This is a genomic window from Synechococcus sp. BA-124 BA4, assembly GCF_034931165.1.
Genome location: NZ_JAYGIA010000020.1, coordinates 1 through 24,719, shown reverse-complemented (window position 1 = coordinate 24,719; position 24,719 = coordinate 1). Strand labels below are relative to the sequence as shown.

31 protein-coding genes, 1 tRNA gene and 1 pseudogene are annotated in these 24,719 nt (G+C 64.5%); 18 read left to right on the top strand and 15 right to left on the bottom strand.

Annotated features, from left to right (window positions below; translation table 11 throughout):
- Both VB734_RS03350 and VB734_RS03345 read left to right on the top strand, forming a co-directional pair.
- A partial coding sequence (locus VB734_RS03350) for an apolipoprotein N-acyltransferase (protein WP_323242925.1) occupies window positions 1–1,105 on the top strand: 1,105 nt, incomplete at its 5' end.
- A 210-nt stretch (window positions 1,106–1,315) separates the two neighbouring features.
- Window positions 1,316–1,690, top strand: a complete 375-nt coding sequence (locus VB734_RS03345) for an AbrB family transcriptional regulator (RefSeq protein ID WP_197167506.1) — start codon at window positions 1,316–1,318, stop codon at window positions 1,688–1,690.
- 133 nt (window positions 1,691–1,823) lie between these two features.
- Here the strand turns inward: VB734_RS03345 and VB734_RS03340 are convergent, their stop codons facing one another.
- Complete coding sequence (locus tag VB734_RS03340; RefSeq protein ID WP_197162806.1) at window positions 1,824–2,159, bottom strand: RNA recognition motif domain-containing protein; 336 nt, start codon at window positions 2,157–2,159, stop codon at window positions 1,824–1,826.
- 127 nt (window positions 2,160–2,286) lie between these two features.
- Here VB734_RS03340 and VB734_RS03335 point away from each other — a divergent pair, with 127 nt between their 5' ends.
- From VB734_RS03335 to VB734_RS03295, 9 genes and pseudogenes are all read left to right on the top strand, one after another.
- Complete coding sequence (locus VB734_RS03335) at window positions 2,287–2,844, top strand: PAP/fibrillin family protein (RefSeq protein ID WP_231594627.1); 558 nt, start codon at window positions 2,287–2,289, stop codon at window positions 2,842–2,844.
- A gap of 54 nt (window positions 2,845–2,898) precedes the next feature.
- Window positions 2,899–3,183: a cell division protein SepF gene (locus VB734_RS03330; protein WP_197162807.1), complete on the top strand. Its 285-nt coding sequence runs from the start codon at window positions 2,899–2,901 to the stop codon at window positions 3,181–3,183.
- Window positions 3,184–3,295: 112 nt separating this feature from the next.
- A complete protein-coding gene (locus tag VB734_RS03325; RefSeq protein ID WP_006171879.1) occupies window positions 3,296–3,439 on the top strand; it encodes a chlorophyll a/b-binding protein in 144 nt (47 codons plus the stop codon).
- A 53-nt stretch (window positions 3,440–3,492) separates the two neighbouring features.
- Entirely contained in the window at window positions 3,493–4,218 is a 726-nt protein-coding gene (locus VB734_RS03320; RefSeq protein WP_197162809.1) for a hypothetical protein, read from the top strand.
- 188 nt (window positions 4,219–4,406) lie between these two features.
- Window positions 4,407–4,655 carry a hypothetical protein gene (locus VB734_RS03315; RefSeq protein WP_197162811.1) on the top strand — a complete coding sequence of 83 codons (249 nt, stop codon included), beginning with the start codon at window positions 4,407–4,409 and terminating at the stop codon, window positions 4,653–4,655.
- Between the two features lie 82 nt (window positions 4,656–4,737).
- On the top strand, window positions 4,738–4,947 hold the full coding sequence (locus VB734_RS03310; RefSeq protein WP_197162812.1) for a hypothetical protein: 210 nt from the start codon (window positions 4,738–4,740) through the stop codon (window positions 4,945–4,947).
- Window positions 4,948–4,949: 2 nt separating this feature from the next.
- A complete protein-coding gene (locus VB734_RS03305) occupies window positions 4,950–5,687 on the top strand; it encodes a J domain-containing protein (RefSeq protein ID WP_197162814.1) in 738 nt (245 codons plus the stop codon).
- A 70-nt stretch (window positions 5,688–5,757) separates the two neighbouring features.
- Window positions 5,758–5,959 (top strand): annotated as a pseudogene (locus tag VB734_RS03300) (short-chain dehydrogenase); the annotation flags it as partial.
- 4 nt (window positions 5,960–5,963) lie between these two features.
- Entirely contained in the window at window positions 5,964–7,484 is a 1,521-nt protein-coding gene (locus VB734_RS03295; RefSeq protein WP_197162816.1) for an alpha-amylase family glycosyl hydrolase, read from the top strand.
- A gap of 165 nt (window positions 7,485–7,649) precedes the next feature.
- On the opposite strand, the gene VB734_RS03290 is transcribed toward VB734_RS03295, so the two are convergent.
- The 5 genes from VB734_RS03290 to ftsH form a co-directional block, all read right to left on the bottom strand.
- Window positions 7,650–8,228, bottom strand: coding sequence for an NADPH-dependent FMN reductase (locus tag VB734_RS03290; RefSeq protein ID WP_197162818.1), 579 nt, complete (start codon window positions 8,226–8,228; stop codon window positions 7,650–7,652).
- A 538-nt stretch (window positions 8,229–8,766) separates the two neighbouring features.
- A tRNA-Ala gene (locus VB734_RS03285) sits at window positions 8,767–8,839 on the bottom strand.
- 129 nt (window positions 8,840–8,968) lie between these two features.
- Window positions 8,969–9,607 carry a transcriptional repressor LexA gene (gene lexA / locus VB734_RS03280; protein ID WP_322781774.1) on the bottom strand — a complete coding sequence of 213 codons (639 nt, stop codon included), beginning with the start codon at window positions 9,605–9,607 and terminating at the stop codon, window positions 8,969–8,971.
- 79 nt (window positions 9,608–9,686) lie between these two features.
- A complete protein-coding gene (gene argF, locus VB734_RS03275) occupies window positions 9,687–10,658 on the bottom strand; it encodes an ornithine carbamoyltransferase (protein ID WP_322781773.1) in 972 nt (323 codons plus the stop codon).
- 57 nt (window positions 10,659–10,715) lie between these two features.
- Window positions 10,716–12,596 (bottom strand): ATP-dependent zinc metalloprotease FtsH, encoded by a 1,881-nt coding sequence (ftsH, locus tag VB734_RS03270; RefSeq protein ID WP_322781772.1) that lies wholly within the window; start codon window positions 12,594–12,596, stop codon window positions 10,716–10,718.
- Between the two features lie 123 nt (window positions 12,597–12,719).
- Here ftsH and VB734_RS03265 point away from each other — a divergent pair, with 123 nt between their 5' ends.
- The 3 genes from VB734_RS03265 (at window position 12,720) to VB734_RS03255 (ending at window position 14,522) form a co-directional block, all read left to right on the top strand.
- Complete coding sequence (locus tag VB734_RS03265; RefSeq protein ID WP_322782685.1) at window positions 12,720–13,352, top strand: SOS response-associated peptidase; 633 nt, start codon at window positions 12,720–12,722, stop codon at window positions 13,350–13,352.
- A gap of 83 nt (window positions 13,353–13,435) precedes the next feature.
- The gene (locus tag VB734_RS03260; RefSeq protein WP_322781771.1) at window positions 13,436–14,221 is read left to right on the top strand and encodes a potassium channel family protein; all 786 of its coding nucleotides are present in this window, start codon (window positions 13,436–13,438) and stop codon (window positions 14,219–14,221) included.
- Between the two features lie 55 nt (window positions 14,222–14,276).
- Window positions 14,277–14,522 (top strand): Nif11-like leader peptide family RiPP precursor, encoded by a 246-nt coding sequence (locus VB734_RS03255; protein WP_322781770.1) that lies wholly within the window; start codon window positions 14,277–14,279, stop codon window positions 14,520–14,522.
- Window positions 14,523–14,550: 28 nt separating this feature from the next.
- Here VB734_RS03255 and VB734_RS03250 read toward each other — a convergent pair whose 3' ends face one another.
- Entirely contained in the window at window positions 14,551–14,835 is a 285-nt protein-coding gene (locus VB734_RS03250) for a hypothetical protein (protein WP_322781769.1), read from the bottom strand.
- Window positions 14,836–14,842: 7 nt separating this feature from the next.
- On the bottom strand, window positions 14,843–15,463 hold the full coding sequence (locus VB734_RS03245) for a rhomboid family intramembrane serine protease (RefSeq protein WP_322781768.1): 621 nt from the start codon (window positions 15,461–15,463) through the stop codon (window positions 14,843–14,845).
- 15 nt (window positions 15,464–15,478) lie between these two features.
- Here VB734_RS03245 and VB734_RS03240 point away from each other — a divergent pair, with 15 nt between their 5' ends.
- The gene (locus tag VB734_RS03240; protein ID WP_197162831.1) at window positions 15,479–15,976 is read left to right on the top strand and encodes a DUF427 domain-containing protein; all 498 of its coding nucleotides are present in this window, start codon (window positions 15,479–15,481) and stop codon (window positions 15,974–15,976) included.
- Between the two features lie 24 nt (window positions 15,977–16,000).
- Here VB734_RS03240 and VB734_RS03235 read toward each other — a convergent pair whose 3' ends face one another.
- Together VB734_RS03235 and VB734_RS03230 are read right to left on the bottom strand one after the other, a co-directional pair.
- A complete protein-coding gene (locus VB734_RS03235) occupies window positions 16,001–16,186 on the bottom strand; it encodes a hypothetical protein (RefSeq protein WP_231594629.1) in 186 nt (61 codons plus the stop codon).
- Between the two features lie 107 nt (window positions 16,187–16,293).
- A complete protein-coding gene (locus VB734_RS03230) occupies window positions 16,294–17,331 on the bottom strand; it encodes a fatty acid desaturase (protein ID WP_197162833.1) in 1,038 nt (345 codons plus the stop codon).
- A 239-nt stretch (window positions 17,332–17,570) separates the two neighbouring features.
- Here VB734_RS03230 and VB734_RS03225 point away from each other — a divergent pair, with 239 nt between their 5' ends.
- Both VB734_RS03225 and VB734_RS03220 read left to right on the top strand, forming a co-directional pair.
- Window positions 17,571–18,614: an AI-2E family transporter gene (locus VB734_RS03225; protein ID WP_197162835.1), complete on the top strand. Its 1,044-nt coding sequence runs from the start codon at window positions 17,571–17,573 to the stop codon at window positions 18,612–18,614.
- A 45-nt stretch (window positions 18,615–18,659) separates the two neighbouring features.
- Complete coding sequence (locus VB734_RS03220; protein WP_322781767.1) at window positions 18,660–19,268, top strand: DUF3598 family protein; 609 nt, start codon at window positions 18,660–18,662, stop codon at window positions 19,266–19,268.
- On the opposite strand, the gene VB734_RS03215 is transcribed toward VB734_RS03220, so the two are convergent.
- Together VB734_RS03215 and VB734_RS03210 are read right to left on the bottom strand one after the other, a co-directional pair.
- Complete coding sequence (locus tag VB734_RS03215) at window positions 19,259–19,747, bottom strand: hemagglutinin (protein ID WP_322781766.1); 489 nt, start codon at window positions 19,745–19,747, stop codon at window positions 19,259–19,261. The two genes, VB734_RS03220 and VB734_RS03215, sit on opposite strands and share 10 nt — an antisense overlap.
- 53 nt (window positions 19,748–19,800) lie before the next feature.
- Window positions 19,801–20,079 (bottom strand): DUF427 domain-containing protein, encoded by a 279-nt coding sequence (locus VB734_RS03210; RefSeq protein WP_197162841.1) that lies wholly within the window; start codon window positions 20,077–20,079, stop codon window positions 19,801–19,803.
- Window positions 20,080–20,632: 553 nt separating this feature from the next.
- On the opposite strand from VB734_RS03210, the gene VB734_RS03205 reads away from it, so the two are divergent.
- Window positions 20,633–21,805, top strand: a complete 1,173-nt coding sequence (locus VB734_RS03205) for a hypothetical protein (protein WP_322781765.1) — start codon at window positions 20,633–20,635, stop codon at window positions 21,803–21,805.
- Between the two features lie 16 nt (window positions 21,806–21,821).
- Here VB734_RS03205 and VB734_RS03200 read toward each other — a convergent pair whose 3' ends face one another.
- The 3 genes from VB734_RS03200 to VB734_RS03190 form a co-directional block, all read right to left on the bottom strand.
- The gene (locus VB734_RS03200; RefSeq protein WP_197162844.1) at window positions 21,822–23,342 is read right to left on the bottom strand and encodes a peptide ligase PGM1-related protein; all 1,521 of its coding nucleotides are present in this window, start codon (window positions 23,340–23,342) and stop codon (window positions 21,822–21,824) included.
- 3 nt (window positions 23,343–23,345) lie between these two features.
- The gene (locus VB734_RS03195; protein WP_197162846.1) at window positions 23,346–24,380 is read right to left on the bottom strand and encodes a mechanosensitive ion channel family protein; all 1,035 of its coding nucleotides are present in this window, start codon (window positions 24,378–24,380) and stop codon (window positions 23,346–23,348) included.
- Window positions 24,381–24,390: 10 nt separating this feature from the next.
- The coding region (locus tag VB734_RS03190; protein ID WP_323242924.1) for a dihydrofolate reductase family protein at window positions 24,391–24,719 on the bottom strand (329 nt) is incomplete at its 5' end.

Genomic DNA, 24,719 nt, shown 5'->3' with positions numbered 1-24,719 from the left:
GGCTTCAGGCCTATGGGGACTGGCGGAAGTGCTGCTGGCCCAGGGTCCCCTGTTCTGGATCGGGCTGGGAGCGTCCCCCCTGCCCGCCGACCGGCCCCTGGCCGGCCTGGCGGCTGTGGGGGGATCCGGCCTGGTGGCTGCCGTTCAACTGTGGATCGGCTGGTTCTGCTGGCGCACCCTGGTGGCGCCTGCGGCCAGCCGGCGCGGCTGGGGGCTCGGTCTGGCCGCTCTGCTGCTGTTCAGCCATGGCCTCGGCTGGAGTCAGTTGCGGGCTGATCGGGCAGAGCGTGGGGAGCCCTTCCGGGTGCTGGTGCTGCAGCCGGCACTGCCGACCCGGGAGAAGTTCGAACCCGGGCGCCAGCGGGAGCTGCTGCTGCAGATCGCCAGGGCCCGCGAGCAGGCGGCCGCCCTCGGGGTGCCCTTGCTTCTTCCGGAAGGAACCCTGGTGCTGGGGCAGGCCATGCCCGAGGCCAGGGCGGAAGTGCTCAGCGGAGGCTTCCGCCTGGAGGGGGAGGAGTTGCGCAGCAGTGTCCTGCGCTTCGAGCCGGGTGCGCCTGAGGCCTCCAGCTGGGTTGACAAGGCCCGGGTGGTGCCCCTGGGCGAATGGGTTCCGCTGGCGCGGGTCTGGCGCTGGGGTGGACTCTCTGCCGTGGGGGGTGTGGAGCCAGGGCCGCCCTCGCGGTTGCTGAGGCGCAGCGGAGCGAATCCGGCTGTGGCGATCTGCTACGAGCTGGCCAATGGCGAGGCCCTGCGCGAGGCCAGCTCAGAAGGGGCCGGCTGGTTGCTGGCCAGCGCCAATCTCGATCCCTATCCAGCCCTGTTGAGGGATCAGTTCACGGCTCTGGCCCAGCTGCGCGCCATCGAAGTGGGGCGCTGGTTGGTGAGCACCGCCAACACCGGACCCAGCCTGGTGATCGACGGCCGAGGGGTGGTTCGCGCCGCCCTGCCACCGGGGGGGGCGCAGCTGGGGATATTTCAACTGGAGCGCCTGAAGCGGTCCACGACCTATCAAATCTGGCGCGAAGGACCCCTGATCCTGATGATCCTGCTGGGGGGCGCCAGTTGGTTCTGGTTTCAGCGTCCTCGACTCAGCCGTTCCCACTGAAGCGATCGGATGGGGCTCAGCAGTGCTGAGAGGATTCCGCAACTTCGCGGTCATGACTCACCTGAGCGGGATCAGGGTGTCCTGACGGGGAGTGTGAGATCAGCAGGATCTTTGCCGGATCTGAACTGGTCAGGTCAGGTTCCTTTGTCCTCCAACCTCGACCATCCCACGCCATTCAGTATGTTGGCAGTGATGTTCTCAATGAATGCCATGTTGACAGGTGCCGATCTGCTCGCCAAGGTCAAGGAGCTTGGTGAGGTAAGCAAATCAGAGCTGGTGCGTGCTGCCGGCTATGTCAGTACCAAGAAGGACGGCAGTGAACGATTGAATTTCACGGCCTTCTATGAAGCTCTGCTGGAGGCCAAGGGAGTCAACCTCGGCACCACCGGTGGCGGACAGGCGGCCGGTAAAGGTGGCCGCAAGCTCAGCTACATCGCCACGGTTCAAGGCAACGGCAATCTGCTGGTGGGCAAGGCCTACACGGCTCTGCTCGACCTCAAGCCCGGGGATGAGTTCGAGCTGAAGATCGGCCGCAAGCAGATCCGTTTGGTGCCCGTCGGTGCCGAAGACGAAGGGGAGGAGTGATCTTCACCACGCCTGGCTGAAGCCGCTGGGTGCCTGGCCTGACGGCCTGGGCGCCCAACAAAAAACCCCGCCGGAGCGGGGTTCAGCATCAAGCCAAAGTCAGAACAATCTGATCTGCAGCCCTTTCCGAGACTCAGTAGCGGCTGCGGCCACCGCCGCCACCGCCGTAGCCGCCACCGCCGCCGTAGCCGCCGCCACCGCCGCGATTGCCACCACCACCACCGCCACCGCGGGGCTCGGCTTTGTTGACCCGGATCATCCGGTTCATCCATTCGACGTTCTGAAGATCGTCGATGGCCTTCTGCTCTTCGGCATCGTTCGCGAGTTCCACAAATGCGAAACCACGCTTGCGTCCAGTTTCCCGGTCAAGGGGCAGGCTGCACTGGCGCACTTCTCCGTACTGACTGAAAAGGTCACGGAGATCCTCTTGCTCGGCATCGAACGAGAGGTTGCCTACGTAGATTGTCATGTAACTTTAAATAACTTGAACCGATCCGTCGACGGCTGGAAGTGTTGCTCTCACCAGTGATCGAAAAATCAACGTTCACTCTACACACGCACCCGGCCCCAGGATCTCCACCCACTCCCTCGACGCCATGTCTCCCCGCGACCAATTGCTCGAAGGGTTGCGCAACCCTGCCGCGCTCGGCGATCAGCGGATCCGCTCCCTGATCGAACGGCTCGAGCGGGAGTCCCCCGCTGATCTGCTGCAGCGGCCGGAGCCTCTGGCGGGGGTCTGGGAGCTGCGTTGGAGCAGCAGCCGGGCTCCGTACCTGAGGGTGGCTCCCTGGATCGAGAATCTTCAGATTCTTGCTCCGGCCCGTGGCCGGGCCATGAACCTGCTGCGCCCCTCCGGCGCCTTCTCGGGTCTGGGCGGCATCGCGGTGCTGGCGCGGATCGCCGTCCAGGGTCCCCAGCGGGTCTCGGTGAGCTTCGAGCGTGGTGGCTGGATCGGCCCGACCCTGGGGTCGGTGCAGATGCGCCTGCTGCGGCGGGTGACCCAGGGCTATCCGGCCTGGCTGGACATCACCGTTCTGGATCAGGAGCTGCGGGTCTGCCGGGGACAGACGGGGACTGTCTTCGCTCTGCGGCGCCGGGAGGATCTGCATGGGGACGACCTGCTCGCCCTGGCCGAACCTGTGCCACAGCCCTGACCCGAGCGGGTGCAGCGGTTGGCGCCGCTCAGCTGCCCATGGCACCGTGTTGGCATGGATCGGTTTTCCGACTTGCCTCCCGAGGTCGTTCTGATGGAGCCGCACCGCTTCGAGGACGTGCTGCAGGCGGTTCAGGCTGTACGCGAGCGCAAGACGGTGGTGCTCAACTTCGGCTCGATGCCTCCGGAAGAGGCGCAGCGCTCGGCGGATTTTGTCTCTGGTGGGGTGTTCGCCCTCGATGGGCACCAGGAGCGGCTCGGCGAGATGGTCTTTCTCTTCGCCCCGTTCGGGGTGGAGGTGAGCCGGGACCCGGGCAGCAGCGCTGAGTCTGAGCCCTAGCTGCAGGCCTAAGACCAATGGATCGGCAGCACGGACCGGCCTGCCCAGGACCAGCTCTTAACAATGCTCAAAGATTCGTGTTACGCTTCGCAAAGCACTTCGCTCTGCACCCATGACTGACTCCACCACCCGCTTCGGTTTCGTTGCCTTCGCTGAAACCTGGAACGGCCGCCTGGCCATGCTTGGCTTCGTGATCGGTCTGGCCACAGAGCTCCTCACCGGCCAGGGCATCCTCAGCCAGATCGGACTGGGCTGATCGTCGTCGTCACCAGCGACAGGTCACCCGTCATGACTGGTTCATTCCCGGCCATGACATCCACTCTGACATTCACCTTCAGGCTTGCTCCTCCCCAGCCAGGGGAGGAGTCCATCGCCTGGCGGCAGGTGATTGCTGATCATCAGAGTGCCCTCAGTGAAGCCAGGACGCTGCGGATCCTGCGCTGCCCTGCCGGCTGGAGCGGCACTCTTGATGAGCTGGTCCAGGAGGGTCGGGCCACGACCTCCTGCGAGGACCCCTTCGCCGAGGGATCCGCCCCCGGTTCGACCCGGGAGCATCTCCTCTGTGATGCCCTCATTCCCTGTTTCGATGTCTCCCGCCTCTGGCTGCAGGTTCATCTTCTGGAGTACGGCGACGTTGATTCCGCGTACGAGTCACCACTGCGTTGCCAGTGGCTCGATGCTGTTCCCCTGAAGCAGCTGACCAACGAAACCTGCTGGTTCTATCCAACCGAGGACGGTCATTACCTGGCTTCCGAGAGAGCCTGTTCGGTGCGTTTCGGCCCAGGCCGGCTGGCTGAGGCTTTACCGATCTCCCAGGCGTGGTCCTACGACCGCGGCGATCTACGTCTTCTCTGGTCGTTGATGGCCGATGACGAGGATCTCAGCTGCGTCGGGCTCACCTACCAGCGCCGCCGCATCGAATTCCCCCGGCAGTCTGAAGTTCCGGCGGCCAGCGCCACCTGGTCCTCCTTCCGGGTGGATGGCATGGCGGATCCATCCTTCCAGCGCCTCTCGACGATCTCCACCTACGGCTGAAGAATTTCGGACGAGTGACTGGTGCCGAGATGCCCGAACTGGTGCAGTACATGCCGAAGTCTCAACATCTGGGAGTCTTGTGGCGGTGATCCCTGAGGCTGCGTTGATCGCATTCACGCGGCTGCAATCGTCAACCCGTATGCAGGCAGAACTACGATAGAGTCACTTCGTCTGACGCCTTTCTGGTGATGATTGTGATCAAGATCGCGAACTCTTCTTCGGTGGTGGCCTCGCGTATCGGTCGCTTTCTTGCCGATCTCACCCCCAGCGGTTTCGATCAGAACAAGGTGGAGGACGAACTGATGAAGCAGCTGGTGGAACAGCTGACTGCCCAGGGCATTCAAGGCGAGGTGGCCGCCGTGCGAGGCATGGATCTGCACAACAAGGAGTTCACGGTCGAGCAGCGAGTCCAGGTGCGGCGACATCAGGTTTTCTGATCCGGTCCGGATCGATCCACCCGAGCATCGCCTTCCCTGTGCCAGTTCACGGCCCCATCCTCAGCTGAGCCCTGGCTGAGCCATGGTCCTGGAGGATCCCCTGGCCGTGGGCCTCGTGGCCATGATCGGCATCCACGCTCCTGTCCATGGTGAGACTGTGCGCGCCTACGTGACCCTCCATCCCGAACAGCCCGCTCGCAGCGGGCCCGACCAGATCTCCCTCGACGCCACCGACAGGATTGATCATCTGGCTCTGCTGCAGCTGGCCGCTGCCGCGCTTCGGGTTGATTGAGGATGGGGTTCGATCCGCGCAGCTGGGCCCGTGCGCCGGCCCGGGGAGCCCAGGTCACCGCCAACATCGACGCGCTGCTCGCCGAGAACGAAGCCCTGCGCAGGGAAGTGGCTCTTCTGCGCCAGCAGTTGTTCCACCAGCAGTCCCCGGGTCCGGCCTTCAGGGGGGATGTCAGTGCCGAGCGGGTGCAGGTCTGGGCTGAGGCGCTCGCTCGCCATCCCCGCTGGCGTGAACTGCGAGTGGGAGCCTCGGCGCGGGTGGGCGAGACGCTGGTCTTCAGCGGTCTGCGCGGCCTGCTGGAGCACCAGCGCGCCCAGTGGAGCGATCCGCGCGCCCAGCTGGAGGAGGAGCTTGATCGCTGCCTGCCAGGCCTCGGTCGCTCCCTGAGACAGGCTCTGCGTGGACCCCAGACCAAGGCTCGCCTGGCGGTTCGGGTTGCCTTTGCCATCCATGGGGTCCGGGCCCCCGAGTGGCTCTCGGAGTCGCCCTGGCGTGTGGTCGACGACCTGCTGGAGCGGATCGCCGCCCTGGAGCAGTCCACCCGCCCGGCCCCGGCCGAGGACAGCTCCGATCCAGAGCGGGCCGCCGCCTTCGCTCTCCTCGGTCTGCGCTGGGGTGCCTCGCGCGAGGCCATCAAGCGGGCGCACCGCCGCCTGGTGAAGACCCACCATCCCGACCAGGGTGGAGCTGTGGACGACTTCCGCCGCATTCATGCCGCCTACCAGCTGCTGATGGCCTGAGACCGGTGCCTGGGACGGGGATCCCCCATACGATTCAGCCGATCAGCCCATCCCAGCCCGGTCGCACCATATGACCAGTCGGATGGGATCGATCGCGGATAACCGCTCCGGCGGCTCCTACGGCTACCGCGTGTCGAAGGTGGCGCTCTGCATGGCCGGCACATCGTTGGCACTCGATCTCCAAGCGCGGGGTGATGGATCGCCTCGATGCCCTCAGCCTGGAGACCTCTGGGACCTTCTGGCATGCCAATGGTGAGGTGTTGCCCTGGTGATCCGATGAAGCTTCGTTCGCTGGCCGGTTCCATCACCGGCCTGATCCTCTCGGTCGCTGGGTTCGGGGGAGGCCTCCTCGGCTTCGGCGCTGAAGTCAGGGCGGATGTGATCCTGCATGCGTTCGATTGGTCCTACGCGGACATTGCCGCGAAGGCCGAGGCGATCGCGGCAGCTGGGTACAGGGCGGTGCTGGTGACGCCTCCTCTGAAATCACCGAAATCAGGGAGTTGTGAGTGGTGGCTGCGTTATCAGCCCCAGGACTTTCGGGTGATTGATCACTGCGATGGCAACAAGGACTCTCTCGTGCTCGCGATTCAGTCTCTCCAGGCTCATGGTGTGAGGACCTATGCCGATGTGGTGGTCAATCACATGGCCAATGAACGGAACGGGGCAACCGTCTTTCCCGGTGATGTTGTCTTGCGTGAGTATGCAGCGAACCAGCGGTATTGGAGTCGACAGATTCTCTATGGTGACAGCAACGGCAATGGCATTCTGGATAATGGAAAACTTCCTGACGATGGGACCCCTGACGGGCTTTTCGGCCCCACGGACTTTCATCCGGCAGCCTGCATTCGCGATTACAGCAATCAGCTCTCAGTGATCCGTGATCGCATCTGCGGTCCGGATCCTGATCCCGGCCTGCCGGATCTCAGGGACACGGACCCCAGCAGCAACTGGGTCAATGACCAGCGTCAACAGTATGTTCAGGCTCTCTACGACCTGGGTGTGCGGGGCTTTCGCATCGATGCGGCCAAGCACATGCCGTATGGTGCCATCAAGTATTTTGTGCCCGATGAGGTGGCCAGAAACTCCCAGGTCTTTGCTGAGATCATCACTTCTGGCGGTGCATCTTCCGGAGACTTCCAGCGGTTTCTGGAGCCTTACCTCCGAGAGCTGCCTCCACAGTTCGGGGCCTATGATTTTCCCCTGCTCAATGCGCTGAAGCAGGCCTTCTCCTTTGGCAGGCCCCTCTCTGATGTGGCCTTTCCCTGGTCCAGCGGACATGCTCTGGAGAACAGCCGTGCCGTCACTGTGGTTGTCACGCACGACATCCCTTATAACGATGTCTTCCGGTCACTGATCTTTGATCAGGGCGCGGATTCATCCATTGATGAGGATCTGGCTTATGTCTACATTATGGGCAGAGATGGTGGTACGCCTCTGGTGTTCGACGATCAGTCGGATGGACGATCCAATCATGGGCGTTGGCGAGGCGTCTGGCATCGTGACAGGATGCGGCGCATGATTGCGTTCCACAACCGCATGCAGGGCAAGCCGATGGAGGTGCTGGCTGCTGACGCCTGCAGCCTGCTCTGGCGACGCCTGGAGGCTGGAATCGTGGCCATCAACAAGTGCGATCAGGAGCACTTGATCACGGTGGACACCCGCTTCAGATTCAAGTGGAACCACCCCTACCGGGACATGCTCACGGATTCTCTCTTGCCGGAGATCAAGAACTCCGCGTACACCTTCAGGTTGCCGCCACGACGTGCACAGATGTGGACTGCAGAGGAAAATCGATAACTTGAAACAATGAATTGACTTGAATTCTCTTGGCTCTGATAGGCTTCATGGGCTTATCGCTTGCCCGGGCTGGCTGCTTGTACGTCGGTGAATCTGACCGGTCTGACGACAAGACCTCAGCGCAGACGTGCTGGATCATACGATTTTCTGAATCGCAAGGTTGAATCAGGTATTCAATCTGAGGCTAACACTTGTAACTCTGGCGCCCAATTTCATGATTGCCTCCTGTTGCGATTCGTCATGTAAGTTGCCATTGGCGTCGAATGCTTGATGAGCGGATCCGATTGCCTTTTGATCTGGCAGTACAAGCACGCCAATGTTGCATAGAATAGAACGGACATGTGCTAATCCGCGCAGGCCGCCCAGTCGTCCGGGCGAGGCGCTCATCAATACGGCAATTTTGCCGTTGAAACAGGCTAAGGGGGGTTCGCTTGGTTCGGGACGCGATGCCCAATCAATCGCATTCTTCAGCAGCGGTGTGATTGAGCTGTTGTATTCCGGACAAGCAATCAGAAATCCATGATGTTCTTTCAGCATGGCCTTGAGTTTGACGGCGTTGTCTGGCAAGCCCTCCGCCCTCTCCAGGTCTTCGTCAAAGAGGGGCAGAGGCAGATCGCGAAAATCCAGATCGGTGACGTCCGCTCCTGCGGCTCGGGCTCCTGCCCCAGAAATCTTCACCAGTTTTTTATTGAAGGAGTCGCTGCGGGCACTCCCGGCAAAGGCGAGAATCTTGATGGTACTCATGGGGGTGTTGCTGAAGGGCGTCCCGGACAGGCTTGATCAATGGAGCTGCAGCTGGTTGCGGTGGTCGATGCCCTATGGACAGGAGCTGTGGAGACATGGATCAACAACATGTAACTTAGCCGCGACCATCAACGGATCGGCCTGGAGACCCTCATGTTTATCCGTGTGTCTGATGTCCTGCTGATTGTTGCTATCGACGGATCCTGATCATCTCTGTGAGTTTCGGATCTTCGTGGGGGGCGTCTTCAGGACCTCCGCCAACGGGCATATCGCGTGTGGTTGAGCTGCTGCTCCAACCATCAGCGTTGAGTCCTCGTGAATGGCGCGCTGTTTGTCCATGCTCTCCCCGTCGTCGCTGAAGCCGAGCGGTTTCCTGCCCATCACTCCCCCATCCTGGGAATGGAGCATGCGATTCATGCTGAGAGTCCTGCACCGCGAAACGGCTCGATGGACCAGGGTCACCTCAGCAATGACATGGAGCGGACAACAACCGCCCATGACTGAGCCCGCTGACGGGGGTGGTCGTTTGAAAAGTCAATGGAGCCAAGCGGACTCGAACCGCTGACCCCCTGCATGCCATGCAGGTGCTCTACCAGCTGAGCTATGGCCCCATAGGTTGGCCAGGCAAACCGAGCGCTGGTCGCTCGGCTGGGCCCTGAGGGCCCTTGCTTTGGCGCCAGAAGAGCTTACATCGCAGCGGTTCACCCCCACCCCACGTCCCGGTCGGTCCGAGGCTGCGCTCAGACCTGGCGCCAGACCGCCACCATGCGGCCCTGGACGGTGACCTGTTCGGCATCCAGTTCAATCGGGGCATAGGCGGGATTGGCGGCTTCCAGACGCACTGTTCCTCCCTTGCAGCTGAAGTGCTTCAAGGTGGTGCCGCTGCCGGCCACGTGGGCAGCCACGATCGTGCCAGGCCTGAGACGGGCCGGATCGCTCACGGGCTCCATCAGCACGATGTCCCCGTCGTCGATGTGGGCGTCCACCATGCTGTCCCCGTTCACGGTGAGGGCGAACAGGCCCCGAGTGTCCAGCAGCGGCGCGAGATCGAGGCGCTCGCGCACGTCGTCGAAGGATTCGATCAGGCCGCCGGCAGCGACCGAGCCCAGCACCGGAATTCCGCCGGTGCCGCTGGGCCCCAGCAGCTGCAGGGTGCGCGCCTGGCCTTCCTGCCAGGTGATCCAGCCCTTCTGCTGCAGGTGCCTCAGACGGCTCTGGATCGGCGCTGGGGAGCGCAGCCCCATCGCCTCCATCATCTGGCGGATCGAGGGACTGTGGCGGTGTTGCTGGATGTACTGCGCCAGCCAGTCATAGAGCTGCTGCTGAGCGCTGGTGAGCTCCTGACCGCTGGGTGCGGTTGGCCTGGAGGAAACGATCACCGGCAGTACGCATGAACCATGACCCCAGTGTTCCCCCGGGCGCGCCGGTTGTCTACCCCCCAGGGCACGGGCCGGTGCTTCAGAGGCAGGGTGTTTCGGGGTCGGCCAGCAGGGCCGCCAGCAGGGCCTGCTGCACGTGCAGACGGTTCTCCGCCTGATCGAACACCCGGCTGGCGCTGCCTTCGATCACACCGGCGCTGATTTCCTCGCCGCGGTGGGCCGGCAGACAGTGAAGAACGATCGCGCGGGGGTCGGCTTCCGCCAGCAGGGCCTCGTCGACGCAGAATCCCGCAAACGCCTGCAGGCGCAGCTGCTGCTCCTGCTCCTGACCCATCGAGGCCCACACATCGGTGTAGAGCACCTCGGCTCCCCGCACCGCCGGTACCGGTTCATGCAGCACCGAGACCGTGGCCGTGCGGCCCGCCAGGGCCTGGGCCCGGTCCAGCACGGCAGGATCGGGGCCAAAGCCTTCGGGGCAGGCCACGCGCACGTTGATTCCGAGCAGGGCGCCGCAGAGCATCAGCGAGTGGGCCATGTTGTTGCCATCCCCCACGTAGGCCAGGGTGAGGCCGGAGAGGGAACCGAAGCTTTCACGGATGGTGAGCACATCCGCCAGGGCCTGGCAGGGGTGCTCCAGATCGGTGAGGGCATTGATCACCGGAATCGAGGCCCAGTGGGCGTACTCGACCAGTTCCTGCTGCTCGAAGGTGCGGATCGCCAGGGCATCCACGTAACGGCTCAGAACCCTTGCGGTGTCGGCCACAGGTTCGCCGCGTCCCACCTGGGTCACGGCGGGGTTGAGGTCGAGCACCTGGCCTCCCAGGCGGCCCATGGCCACGGAAAAGCTGACGCGGGTGCGGGTGGAGGCCTTGGTGAAGATCAGGCCGAGCGCCTTGCCGCGGAGGTCGAGGCGCAGGGTGCCACGTTTGAAGTCTGCCGCCAGCTGCAGCAGCGCCAGGGTCTGCTCGGCATTCAGATCCGCTGAAGACAGCAGATCCCGGCCACGCAGGCAAGCGAGACCGGGATAGTGCTGACTGAAGTGCGGTCCCATGACCCCATTTCAAAGAACCCTTATCGGGGAGAACGTGCCCCCGCGTCAAGGGGCGGATCAGACAGGAGCCAGCACGGCTTCGCTGGGCAGGGTGCTCGAGGCCAGCAGCTCCTTGAGCTCATCCCCCTCGATCACTTCCTTGTCGAGGATCTTGCCGGCGATGTCCTCGAGAAGGCCGCGGTTGCCGTGCAGGATGGCCAGGGCCCTGTCGTGGGCCCGGTCCACCAGGGCCCGCACCTCCTTGTCGATGGCCTGGGCGGTGGCGTCGCTCACCACCCGGCGGGGGTTGCTGGGTCCGCCGAGGAAACGGCTGCCCCCTTGCTTGTCGTAGGCCAGCGGGCCAAGTGTGTCGCTCATGCCGTAGGTCCCCACCATCTGCTCGGCGATGTCGGTGGCCCGCTGCAGGTCGTTGGCGGCGCCCGTGGTCACCTCGCCGAAGACGATCTCTTCAGCGGAGCGGCCGCCCAGCAGGGTGGCGATCTGGCCTTCGAGGTCCTCCTTGGAGTTCAGGAAACGCTCTTCGGTGGGGAGTTGCAGCGTGTAGCCCAGGGCCGCCATGCCGCGCGGCACGATCGAGATCTTGGCCACCTTGCTGCCGCCGGGCATGAGGTGCCCCACGATCGCGTGTCCCACTTCGTGGTAGGCCACCACCTTTTTCTCATCGGGCTGGAGCACGCGGCTCTTCTTCTCGAGGCCCGCCACCACCCGTTCGATGGCTTCGTTGAGGTCTCCCTGCTCCACCGTGGTGCGGTAGGCGCGGGCGGCGAGCAGCGCAGCCTCGTTGACCAGGTTGGCCAGGTCGGCTCCGGCGAAGCCGCTGGTGGCCTGGGCGATCTTGTCGAGATCGACGCCGTCGGCGAGTTTCACCTTGTTGGCATAGATGTCGAGGATCATCTTGCGGCCGGAGAGGTCGGGACGATCCACCAGCACCTGGCGGTCGAAACGGCCTGGCCTCAGCAGGGCGGCATCGAGGGTTTCGGGCTGGTTGGTGGCGGCCAGCACGATCACCGGCTTGTCCTGGGCGTTGAAGCCGTCCATCTCGGTGAGCAGCTGGTTGAGGGTCTGCTCCCGTTCGTCATTGCCGCCCACCACACCCATCGAACCGGAGCGGCTCTTGCCGATGGCATCGAGTTCGTCGATGAAGATGATGCAGGGTGCCTTTTTCTTGGCCTCCTCGAACAGATCACGCACCCTGGCCGCACCGGCACCCACGAACAGCTCCACGAACTCGGAGCCGGAGATGATGAAGAAGGGCACGCCGGCCTCGCCGGCCACGGCCTTGGAGAGCAGGGTCTTGCCGGTGCCTGGAGGGCCCACCAGGAGCACACCCTTGGGGATGCGGGCGCCGATGGCGGCATAGCGCTCGGGGTTCTTGAGGAAATCGACGATCTCATTGAGCTCAGTCTTCGCCTCATCCACGCCGGCCACATCGGCGAAGGTGACGCGGGATTCCTCATCGGGCACATACACCTTGGCCTTGGATTTGGTGAAGCTCAGGGCTCCCTGAGCTCCGCCTCCCATCTGACGGCGGGCGAAGAACTGCAGCACCAGGATGAAGATCAAGGGCGGCACCACCCAGCTCAGAAGCGTGGTGAAGAAGTTGGGCCGTTTCGGAGGGGCGGCCGCGAACTCGACACCCTTCTGCTCCAGGCGCTGGGGCAGGTCCATGTCGAAGATCGGGGTGGTGGCGAGCACCGAGGGGGCGCCTTCTTCGGCATCAGTGATCTCGTAGCGGATCTGATCCTGGGTGATGTAAGCCCGTTTGACATGGCCGTCGTTCACCTGATCGATGAACAGGGAATAGGGCACCCGGGGCACCTGGGCTCCCGTGTTCGGCAGGAAGTTACTGAAGAGCAGCAGGACCCCGAAGCCGATCAGCACCAGGTTGATGATTCCGAAGCGCCTGTTCGGGCGGTTGTCGTCCTGGCGTAGAGCCATGGTGGCGGGCGCGGCAATGGAGCCAAACTAGGCGGAGCGCATCTGACGGTGACCCGCGCCGCGTGGGTGAGAACCGAACGTCACCTCAGCCCTAGCCTGCGCTTCTCCCCACTCCTGGTCGCCATGTGTGGTCGGTTCTGCCTCACCACCGACCTGGATCGGCTCCTGCCCCGACTGGGCGGCCGCCTGCCGGCCGAGCTGGAGCGGCACTACGCACCCCGTCCCCTGATCCAGCCAGGCCAGCCGGTACTGGCACTGTGCCAGGAGCACGGGCTGATCGCCAGTGCCCTGATGCTCTGGGGCCTGCTGCCGGAGTGGGCCAAGGATCCTCTCAATGCGCCGAGGCCCTTCAATGCGCGAAGTGAAACCGTGGCCGAGAAGGCCTCCTTCCGTGGCGCCTGGCGGCACCGCCGCTGCCTGCTGCCGGCCGATGGCTTCCTGGAGAAGGGCTGGCTGATCCGCCGGCTCGACCGTCAACCCTTCTGGCTCGCGGGGATCTGGGACCGCTGGATCGGTCCTGACGGCAGCGAACTGGAGAGCTGCTGCGTGCTCACCACCAGCCCCAACGCCCTGGTGAAACCCCTCCACCAGCGCATGCCGGTGCTTCTCCCCGATGGTCTCGAGCAGGCCTGGCTCGCTCCGGCCGATGGGGCCGGCCTGCGGGCTCTCGAACCCCTGCTCACAGGCTGGGATCCCAGCGGCTGGGAGGCGCTGCCGCCCGAACGCTCCCGTGAGCAGCTCTCCCTCTTTGCCTGAAGGGGGGATCAGCGCGTCGCCTTCGTCACAATGCAGGACAGGCCCATGACGGCCGGCCCTGCGTTCGAACCCCGCTGACCCCCTTGCGCTTCCCCTTTCGCGCCAGCCTCACCAGCGAGGCACGCCAGCGGCGCCGCCACCGCTTCTATGGCCACCTGCTGCTGATCGCCCTGGTCGTGATGGCGTGCCTGGCGCTGCCCAAGAGCCTGCACAGCCTCGCCGGGATCGGCTACAGCCTGACCACCCTTCTGCTGATGATGGAGCTGGAAGGCTCCATCCGCCATGGCGGCAAGGCCAATCCCCGGGATCTGCCCTACCGGCTGCTTGGTCTGCTCACCCTGCTGGCCCAGTGGATCTGGTACTTCACGCCCTTGTCGCAACGCGAGAGCGGCTGGCCTCTGCTCGTGCTCACCACCCTCTTCGTGGGTTGGAGCGTGCTGCGTCTGGTGGGGTTTCTGGCGGAGGAACAGCAGGTGAACGGGAGGGTCCTGATGGGAGCTGTCTCGGGATATCTGCTGCTGGGCCTGACCGCCGGCCTGTTGTTCACGGGTCTGGATTCGATTCAGCCGGGAAGCTTCACGAGCCTGCACGACCCTGGGGGGTCGCTATACGCCACGGGTCCGATCAGCCAGGCCAGTCCCCACATGCAACAGTTGGATTTTGCCCGGCTCAACTACTTCGCCTTCGTCTGCCTCAGCACCGTCGGTTTCGGTGATGTGCTGCCGACCACCCCCCTCTCCCAGATGAGTGCCGTGGCCTTCAGCGTGATCGGCCCGATCTACATGGCGGTGGTGATGGGACTGCTGATCGGGCGCTATGCCGCTGGCAAGACGGTCCGGAGGGACCGGGACGACGCACCCGGATCCTGAATCCCCCGGCGGGCCTCCGCCTGGGTTAGTACGGAGGTCAGTTGTCTTCTCTGCCGTGGGCCTGCATCACCTGGACGCCTTCCTGCTCCATGCCCGCAGCTCGGCGTCGCTGCAGGAGCAGTTGCAGCAGCCCCTTGATCTCGAGGCCTTCCTGCAGCTGGCCCGCCAGGAGGGTTTCCCCGTTGAGGAGAGTGATGTGCTCGCCGCCCAGCAGCGGGAGGAGGGTCAGCTGAGTGATGAGGAGCTGCAACAACGGGCCGGCATCGAGGCCCGGCGTCTGCGTTCGTTCATTCCCGGCTGAGCCGCCGGGGCGGCGTTCCGTCCGGCATTCAGCGCAGTCGTTCCTGCTCCTGAGCGAAGGGAGCCCGGCTGGGCTGAGGCTGCTCGCTCAACCAGGCCAGCACGGCGCTCAGTCCCAGCAGCAACACCACGGGCAGCAGCCAGCTGCGGCGTTGCCCCAGGCGGTCACCTCCCAGTCGGCTCAGGCGGCGAAAGCCACCGGCTCTGGGAGTGGCACCCGCACCCAGGGGCAGGCTGCAGCGGCCGCAGACCATCCGGCCGGCGAGGCTGCGGTCGCGGCGGACTTCCCAGCTTCCGCAGCGGGGGCATGACATCAGCGTGTCATCTCCTGGGGAGTCCCGCCGGCTCCCGGTAGACGGCCAGGGCGGCGAGCACACCACCGGCGAAGCCGCTGACATGGCCGATCCAGCTCACTCCTGCGGGCGTGAAGAAGGGCAGCAGGCCCGGCAGGAACCCGCCGTAGCTCACCAGGCTGAACAGCGACAGCAGCAGGGGCAGCGGGCGCCGCTCGAGGAAGCCGATCACGATCAGGTAACCCACCAGAGCGAAGACAACTCCGGAAAGTCCATGGCTGCCGTTGCTGGAGAACAGCCAGACCGGGATCGCCATCACATACACCCCCACCCAGACGGCCAGGTAGTCGTGCCAGCTCTTGAGCAGCACCAGCCAGGAGAGCGGCAGGAACCAGAGGCTGTTGCCGAGCAGGTGGCCCAGGTCGGCGTGGCTGAACGGGGCTGTGACCACCCCGAGGACTGAACCCCCCGGCAGCATCGGCAGATTCCAGGTCCCGGCAAAGAAAATCTGATCGATCAGCTCCTGACCCCAGGCCACGGAGAGGATCAGCAGGGGAATCACGGCGGTGCCGCCGAGCCGGCTGAGGACGCGATCCAGGCCGCGGCGCTGCCGAACGGGTGAGGGGTTGGCCATGCTGACCATTGTCATGGCCAGGGCCTGCGAATGGGGATCAGCGAGCCGTCCAGCGACCGCCAGCCGGAGCGGGTCCGTGACTTTCCGCGACCCCCGGCGCTGGTCCCATCGAAGGCCTGGATTCAGGTGCGGGCCCTGGGGGAGCTGCTGGCGGACACTCGTCGCTCCCTGATGGTTCTCGAAACCTTCCATCCGCCCACCCCCTACCTGCCTCCGGAGGATCTGCGCCTGGATCTGCTGCAGCCCGCCGCGGGGCGCAGCTTCTGTGAATGGAAGGGCCTGGCTCGCTACTACGACGTAGTGGTGGGAGAGCGCCGCCTGGAGCGGGCTGTGTGGTCGTACCCACAACCCACGGCCGCTTTTGCCGCCATCGCCGGCTGGTTTGCGGTGTACCCGGCTCTGATGGATGGTTGCTGGCTGGACGGGGAACTGGTGATCCCCCAGCCCGGCGGCTTCTACGGAGGCTGGATCACCTCCCAGGTGGAGGGCCCCTTCAAAGGGGACCCTGACCATCCCGAGTTGATCTGAGCCGGGCCGGGACCATCGTTGTGGTCAGGCCGCTGCCGCTGGCGGCACACGGCAGCCGATCTGGATGCGTCCGGCGTCGAGCAGGCGGCCCAGCCTGAGGGCTGCGGCCTCCTCCTGACGATTGAAGGCCGTCTGCTGGGCGGCGACCCAATTGATCTCCTCCTCCGTGATCACGCCGGTGCTGAGGCTTTCGAGGAACAGTTCACCCATGCCCATGAGGGGTCCAGCGACGTCGTTCAATCGAAACTATGTCCGGTGTCGGGTTCGGTCCAGGGATGCCACAGCTTTTTTAAGAGCTGCTCCCGGAGTTCAGCCGCTCAGGCCGAGGACGACGGGATGGGCGAGAGGGTTTCGCTCTGCCGGTCCCAGAGCACGTACTTGAAGCAGCGGGGGATATCGGCGATGGTCAGCCGCGTGGCCCCGCTGAGAAGGGCGGCATTGCCCTCCTGGCAGGCCCGCAGGTGGTAGTTGGGGATGCGCTCACAGAGATGATGGATGTTGTGGCAGCCGATGTCGGCGGTGAACCAGTTCAGGATCCCCGGCAGCACCAGCAGGCTGGTGCCGGTGATCGCGCCCTCGATCGGGTCCCACCCTTCGCTGCGGTGGGCGTAGGAGCCTTCGAAGTTGTGCTGCACAAAGAAGATGCAGATGAACAGCGCTGCCGAAGCGGCCATCACCAGTGAATACAGGCTCCAGAACAGGCCGGCACCGATCCAGTGGCTGAGAAGCACCCAGCTGGTGATCACGCAGAGGTTGTTGAGCAGCAGATCGATGAATTCAGCTTCGCTGTACCACTGCTTCGACTGGAACGAACGCACGAGCTGGGGCCAAGGGGTGTGCCAGTCGGCCCGGAGCTGCGCGATGACATGGCCGAGGAACTGGACGGTTCCCAGCAGCAGAGCCAGCCGGGGCTTGATCACCAGGTAGAAGAAGCCGCCCGGAAACAGCATCAGGGGGTGGCGCAGGAGCCGGTACACGCCCTGAGCACCGGGGCTGAGCTGCTCGTACTGCTCCAGGCTGATCAGCGCCGAGGGGCCCCGGTAGAGATCCCAGTTGCCGTTGTGCTTGTGGTGGTAGGCATGACCCTGCGACCAGGGGTACTGGGGGATGGCATTGATCACGCCCAGCACAAAGCCGACGGCCCTGTTCAGCCGTTTCGAGCTGAAGAGGGACTGGTGGCCGCAGTCGTGCATCAGCGAGAAACAGCGCCCCGAGAGCAGCACCAGCACCACCAACAGGGGTGGAGTGAGCCAGAGCGACACATGGGCGACGGCCAGCGTGGCAACCCACAGCAGCAGGTAGGCGCCGACGGTGCTCAGGATCTGCCAGACGGCCAGGCGATCATCGCTGGCCATGAAGGGCCTCAGCACAAAATCGCTGTAGCGGATCGTTCTGTCGGACGGGTTGGATAGGGGCTCCGGGGGAGGAGTCTCGAGCAGAGCGGAGGCGTGCAGAAACCCAGTCCCGTTGATCGGTGAGCCTAGGAAGGCCCCATGGGTTCGTTGGCCCGTGGTCTTAAGTCAATCCGCTCCTTTTCGGCCGGGTTCCACTCCGTTCAGCGAATCTTGTGGGCTGCCGGCTCCGCTCCTCCTCCATGAATGACTCCAACGGTCCGGCCCGGCAGCGGCTGAGCAACTCCGCCCTGCTGCGTTTCCTGTTGCTGCTGGCCTGTGGCTGGGGGGTGGTGCAGCTGATCGACTACTTCCGAGCGGTCCTCGTCGTCTTCATCGCGGCGGCGGTGCTGGCGGTGCTGCTCGACGATCCGGTGCGGCGGCTGGCGCGCCTGGGTTGCGGCAGGGGCCTGGCGATCCTCATCACCGTGTTCGCCGTGCTGGCGGTGGCCAGCCTGTTCGTGGCTGTGCTCGGGTTCCAGTTGATCAACCAGGGCAGCAGCCTGCTCAATGACCTGGTGCTGGGCTTGAAGCGTCCGGATCTGCCCTTTCACGGTTACCTGAACACGCTTGAGCTCTCGAAGGTGCTGGAGCTTCTGCGCGCCAGCCTCGGCACCGGCCTCGGCGTGATCGGCGGAGCCTTCAGCAACGTCTTCGGTGGTGTGTTTCTGCTGGTGATCGTGGTCTACATGCTGATCGACAACGGGGCCACCTGGAGCCAGGTCCTGCGTCTGCTGCCGGAGGACGTGCGTGGCCGCTTCGACCGCAGTGTCCAGAAGAACGTGCTGGGGTTCCTGCGCGGTCAGATCACGCTGATGATCTTCCTCAGCCTGGCCAGCTTCCTGGTGTTCGCCCTGCTGGGGGTGAAGTTCTCCCTGGTGCTGGCGATCGTGGTGGGCGTGCTGGATGCCATCCCCGGCATCGGCGCCACCCTCGGGGTGATCGTGGCCTCCAGCCTGGTGTTCCTGACCCAGGGCCAGTGGCTGGCCCTGCAGGTGGTGATCGCCTCGGTGGTGCTGCAACAGATCCAGGACAATCTGATCCATCCCCGGGTGATGGGCAGGGCCCTGGAAATCCGGCCGGTGGTGCTGTTCTTTGCCCTGTTCGTCGGCGAGCGGCTGGCGGGTCTGCTGGGGGTATTCCTGGCCATTCCCGTGACCGGCATGATCCTGGGGTGGGGCAAGGAGAGCGAGGAGGCCGACCCGCTGCCGGAGGCGGAGTCGACCCTGCCGCCGGCCGCGCCCTAGCCCGGGGGTTGCCAGCATCGGAGGACCGCCGCCTTCAGTCCACGCGTGTCCAGCCTCAATCGCCGCCGCACCCTGCTGGAGCACAACGCCGGGTCGTGGGAGGGAACCTTCGTTCGCCTTGATGATCAGGGGCTGGAAAGCGAGCGTTTTGGCACACGCCTGCATGTGACGGAGACCGACGGTCAGATCGAAGCGGCCCTCACCTACCTGAACACCGGCAAGGTGGCCACGATGCGCTTTGCCGAACCGCCGGCCTTGATGGCGATCAGCCCTGATGGGCACTGGAGTCTCGGCCCCGACAAGACCGGCCCCTGGCCAGCGGTGATGGAGCTTTGCCTGGTGGACGGCGATCGCCGCCGGCGAGTGGTGGTGCGCCACGGCGCCGAGCGGCTCGAAAGCGTGGTGGTGGTGGTGGAAGCGCGCCCCGGGGTGGTGGATCCGGCCCCGGCGCCCCCCCTGCGGGCCAGGGTTCTGCCGGGCGGCGATGGTTCATGCAGCGGCAGCTGGCAGCTCACCGACGACCTCACTCTCACCACCGCCCTGGAGCGCCGCTTCGGCGAGTCCCTGGCCGTGAGGCTCCGCTGGAGCCCCCTGCCGGGGCGGGAGCTGGTGCTGGAGCGGATCTACGGCGCCAACGGACTGCCTCAGCCCTGATCGCGGCAGATGTGACCACCACGCCAGCACCAGACCCATGGGGGTACGGCCAGCAGCTGGCGCAGGTCGTCGCGCTCACGCAGGCTCACGGGCTGGAATTCGCTGGCGATGTTGAAGTCCTTAAGGCGTTCAGGCTGATTCAGCACCAGGCTCCCCTCCGGCCCCGACACCGAGCGGTGGTAGGTGTCGATCGGCAGCTCCAGGGCTCCCATGGCCCGCTCCAGATGCACCACATGGTGGGGCTGCTCCCAGCCGGGATTGAGCAGGGTGAAGGTACGGGTGCCAAGAACCACCAGGATGTGATCCACCTGGTGGTGGTGCACGTAGAACTGCATGAAGTCACCGTCGTCGGGTGGGGACACGGCCGCCCCCTGGTGCAGCACCACATCACTGGCGTTGCTGCCGGCCACGCTCGCGTCGAAGAACGTGACCGCCGGGGTCTCCCGGAAGACGTGGATCGGAGTGAAGATGAGTTTCATCGCCTGCCGGGAGCCCGCTGCCTCCTCTGTAGCCAGGCCAGGGGCCAGGAGGCTCAGTTCACCTGCACGCCCTTCCAGAACGCCACACGGCCCTTGATCTCAGCGGCGGCCGGCTTGGGCTCGGGATAGAACCAGGCGGCATTGGCGTTCACCTGATCCCCCACCACCACGTCGTAGTAGTGGGCTTCGCCTTTCCAGCCACAGACGCTGCGGTGCGACGACGGGCGCAGGTGCTCGAGCACGAGTGCCTCGGGCGGGAAGTAGGCATTGCCTTCAAGCTTCACGATGTCGTCACTGGCGGCGATCACGGTGTCGTTCCAGCGGGCTTCCATGACGTCAGGGCAAAGAGGATTCATCCTGCAGCCCCGGCCGCTCGGTTGTGGCCGATGAAGCCGTGGGGGCGCATGGTCAGCAGGCAGAGATGGCTCTGCCATGGCCGGCCAGAGCCAGCACGGCGCATGCATGGCTGTCGCAGGGAAGGTTCCGGATAGGGCTTCGTGGACGGGTCCGGGAGTTGGAGGCTGTGTCCGCGATCCTTGATCCTGTCCAGATCCATGACCCGGAGGCTGAACAGATCGATTCCATCCAGGCAGGGTGCAGGGTGATGTCCGGTTCACCTCTCGGACTGGCTCCAGCGGTTGTTGACCGCTCGTCCATCCAGATCTGGTCCGGGATCAAGGTCTGGCCGGTTGGTGGTTCGGGTGGGATTGTGAATACAGGGTCTCATCGATTCTCAGAGACTGGGACTACAGTCAGCTCGGTAATGCTTGCAGAGGCTTTCCTTCAAACAGTGAAGCTTCAGAGAATCATTCTCTCTTTTCACTCGATGTCATATCCATTATTTAAGATCGAGCCAGAGTCTTTTTGACGTCTTAATCGCTTCCATTGCGTGACTCCAGTGATCCACTGGAGTCACTCGCCGCCTTCGTCGATCTTTCTGTTTACCCATTTACAAATCGTAGTGACATTGTTAATCCAGGTCAGCCCCTGGAGCTTCCGAGTGGAAGCGTCGCTTACAGCCTGAATGGTTCTGATCAGCTGATTGGAACATCATCCAATTCATTTTCCCTGGCGACGACTGATGTCCGAAGGCTGAATGGCATCCGCCTGAGTGACGGCAGTTTCCTGTCTGCTGGAAATGGCAATGACAAGCTGATTGGAAGTGTTGATCTGGCCGGAGTCGGAGGTGATTACAGGGTGGGATGGGGGATCAATCTCCGCTACGGGGCGCTCTATTCGGCTGGCAATGGCGACGATGAGGTTGTGGGATCAGCCAGGGCTGACGATCCCAATGCCTACGCCTACTGGTTGGCTGGAGTGCTTGTCGGTGAAGATGGCAGTACTGTTCTGCTCGGTAACGGAAACGACAGGCTCACGGGGGTGGCGCAAGGATTCATCAGTGAAGAGGGTGGTATAGCGGGTATTGGTCTATTTGATGAGCAGGCGCTGGAAGGCGGTACCTCTTCAATCTTCGCTGGACATGGCAATGATCGGATTATCGGTGAAGCTCGCGTTGATGGAATCGTGCCAATCGATTGCGATGATCCGCTGTTGACGGTTGTGCACGGAGTTCATGGAATCAGTGCCCTTGGGGCACCCCTGGATCCGAATATTGGCTTTGCTGGCACGATCTCTATGGGGAACGGCAACGACGAGGTGATCGCCAGGGCCAGTATCGGTGGCGTGATGGTGGATGGCTTCGGCGACGGAATCCTGGTGGACATGGGCTCCGGCAATGACCGGCTTGAGGGCTTTGGTGACTTCATCGGAGTTGGCGGCAGAGGCAATGATGTCTGGGATCTTTCTGCCTACAGCGTGAACGATTTCCAGATCACGCTTGTTGATAATGAATCAAAATCAGTCGAGTTTTATAGAGCTGAAACGACTCTGACTCCCCCGGCTGGGACACGGGATACCTGTTGCCCGAGGCCACTGCATCCATCAGTGAGTTTGAAACCTTCATCTTCAATGACGGAGTCTTTCCATTCTCTGATCTCCCCTTCGCCTGAGCCATCCCGGCATCAGTCTCTGACTATCGATGTCGATCCTTCAGGATGACCTGCTGATCTGATCTTCATCCACGCAGCGCCTCCGCTCCGGCGATCAGGCGCTCCGCCGTGGCTGCGTAGATGCGCTCGGCTTCCTCGGGACTGCGGCCGATGCAGGTCATGCCGAGCTTGCCGAATTCCGAGAGGCAGCCCAGCAGGTGGAAGATGCTGCCGCGCGGTTCGGCCGGGTCGAAATGCAGACCGGCGGCGGCCACGATGTCGATCAGGTCCACCGGCAGCAGGCCCCGCAGCCTGGGGTCGCAGAGGTTGTCGGTGGCGGCATAAAACAGCGGCTGGCCGGTGGGTGAGCGGAACAGACCGCTGGAGGCATCGATGTGGCCGTTGGTGGCATAGCGCAGGGCCATGTAGGGGTGGGTGGTGCCGCCTTTGCGCAGGTTCACCTCGATCGCCTGCAGATCCCAGCGGTCTCCGAAGCGGCGCGCCACGAAATCCACCGCATAGCGCTCCAGGGCGCCCTCCGCCGCCAGCGCCTGGCCCACCGCCAGCCCGTGACGCATCAGGTCCGCGCGGTAGTGCTCCTCGGCGGGAAAGCGGCAGCCCAGGTAGGTCTGTCCGCTCACCCCGCCCAGCACCTGCTCATGGGTGGAGAGCACCTCCACCGCCCCGCCCGGGTGGATCATCCCCTGCACGCTCGGAGAAGCCAGCTCTTCGCCCCCCAGCAGCCAGGCCTCCACCAGCGCCCCCTGCTCCCGCAGCAACTGACGCCACTGGGGCGGTGGCATCTCCAGGCTCTCGAGGGCCTCCCGCAGACGGATCCTGCGCTCGCGGCCGCTGCGCTCCGCCAGCTGCAGGGGCGCCAGCTCCAGGGGGGCGTTGCCTTCACCGCTGAAGCCCTGGTCCAGCTTCACCACCACGCGGCTCAGCTCAGGGTGGGCTTCCCACAGCTCCGCCGTCGCATCCGCGAGGGCGTCGAGGTCGAAGACCAGGGGGCTGCCGGGTGGATGGGGCACGGCGCAGCGGCGGAACAGCTCTCGGCTGCCGGCCTTGCCGCCCCAGTGGCTCAGAGCCGGATCGGTGCCCAGCAGCGGCACCTGCAACCGCTCCGACAAGCGCTTCTCCTGCTCGGTCACGTTGAAGCAGGTCATGAAGCTGCGTCCCGGCCGCAGCCGTTCACGGATGCGCTCCAGCAGCGCCGGCCGCTCCAGCAGTTTTTCGGTGAGGGAGCGGGCGGAGGCGTCGTCGGTGTCGAACAGCTGCAGGCGCCGGCGGGCGTGGGAGGCGGGTACCCCCGGCAGCAGCTCCAGCACCGCATCCACCACCAGCTCCGGCAGCAGCTTGCTGGTGATGTACACGGCCCGCACGCCCGGATCCCGCAGGCGGATGAGGGAGAACAGCTGCCGTTCCTCGTAGTGGTGAGCACCGGTGACCAGCGCCATCTGGTGGTGATCGAGGCTCAGCGAGGGCACCACCAGCAGATCCCAGCCCTCGCTGCTGCCCTCGCGCCCGTGGGTCTGGTCGCCGTCGGGGTGGAACTCGCCCCATTCCGGCCGAAGCTGGCGTTGGAGTTCCGCGAAACTCAGGCTCATGGCTCAGCTCCTGAGCAGGGTGCGGGTGGGGAAGGGCATGCCGGCCTGATGCTTCTCCACCACCGCGCCGATGCGCAGCAGCAACTGCTGCTGCAGATCCCACGACGCCGCCATCTCGCCGCTGGCGGCGTGGCAGAGCAGGCGGATGTCGAGGCTGGAGTCGCCGTAGCGCACGAAATGAACGGCATGGGCCTTGCTGTGATCGATGCCGGGGTGCTCGGCCAGCTCCCGCCGAAGATCCTCGATCACCGCTTCCAGCACACCCAGATCCTCGTAGCGCAGTCCGAATTCGATCCACACCCGCCGGCTGTCGATCCGGGCGATGTTGATGATCGGCTTCACCGTGAAGATCGCATTGGGAATGAAGATCGGCTGCCGTTCGGGATCGTGCAATTCGGTGTAGAACCAGCCGATCTGCTGCACCGTGCCGCTCAGATCCTCAGCTGGAATCCTGATCACATCACCCACCACGAAGGGTCTGTTGATGTACACACTGATGCCGCTAAGGCCGTTTTCCACGATCGTCTTGGCTCCGAAACCGAGCGCCGCGGCCCCGAAGCCGCCTGCGGTGGCGAGGATGGCCGTCGGGGTGCCGAGCAGGCGCAGGACCTCCACGGTGATGATCGCCACCACAGCGATCGTGAACAGCTTGTTGCTCAGATCGAAGAGAAACAGCCGCTCGCGCTGGGGCAGCGTGGGGAACAGCTGCTGGGAATAGGCATCCGCCTTGCGCCACAGCTCCCCTCTCCAGCGCAGCAGCGTCCAGATCAGGCCGATCACGACCAACTCATCACGGAGCTCCGCGCCGCCCCGCGGCAGCGGCAGCCACTGCGGACCCACCAGGGCCACCAGCCACCAGCCCAGGCTGCCCAGCAGGATCGTGACCGCCAGACTCAACCGGCTGCGCAGGATCAGGGCGCGGGCCAGGGAACCGCCGGGCAGGCGTTGCCCCAGCAGTTGCAGAATCAGCCAGATCCCGCTGGCGGCCAGGATCCCGAGCACGGGAATCGGCAGGCGCAGCGACAGCGGGTTGATCATCGCCAGGACTTTAAGGAGCCGGCTCAGACCCGGACATCGGCTCGGGGACGCTCAGATCCCAGATCAGATCAGCCCCCGAGCGGCTCAGCCGGCGTTCCCTCCAGAGCGGCGCCATGGCCATGGACGTGAGCTGGAGGTCGCCCACGGGTGTCCGGGCGGGGCTCCCCCCAAGCACCTTCGGGGCCACCACCGCCGCGATGCGCTGCACGCAGCCCTGGTGCATTGCGGCGGCCGCCAGCTCCGGACCGCATTCCCACAGCACCTGGTTGCAGCCCCGCACGGCCAGGGCCTCCAGCAGCTGCCGCGGCTCGCAGCGGCTGAGCTCCAGTCGCTCCACCC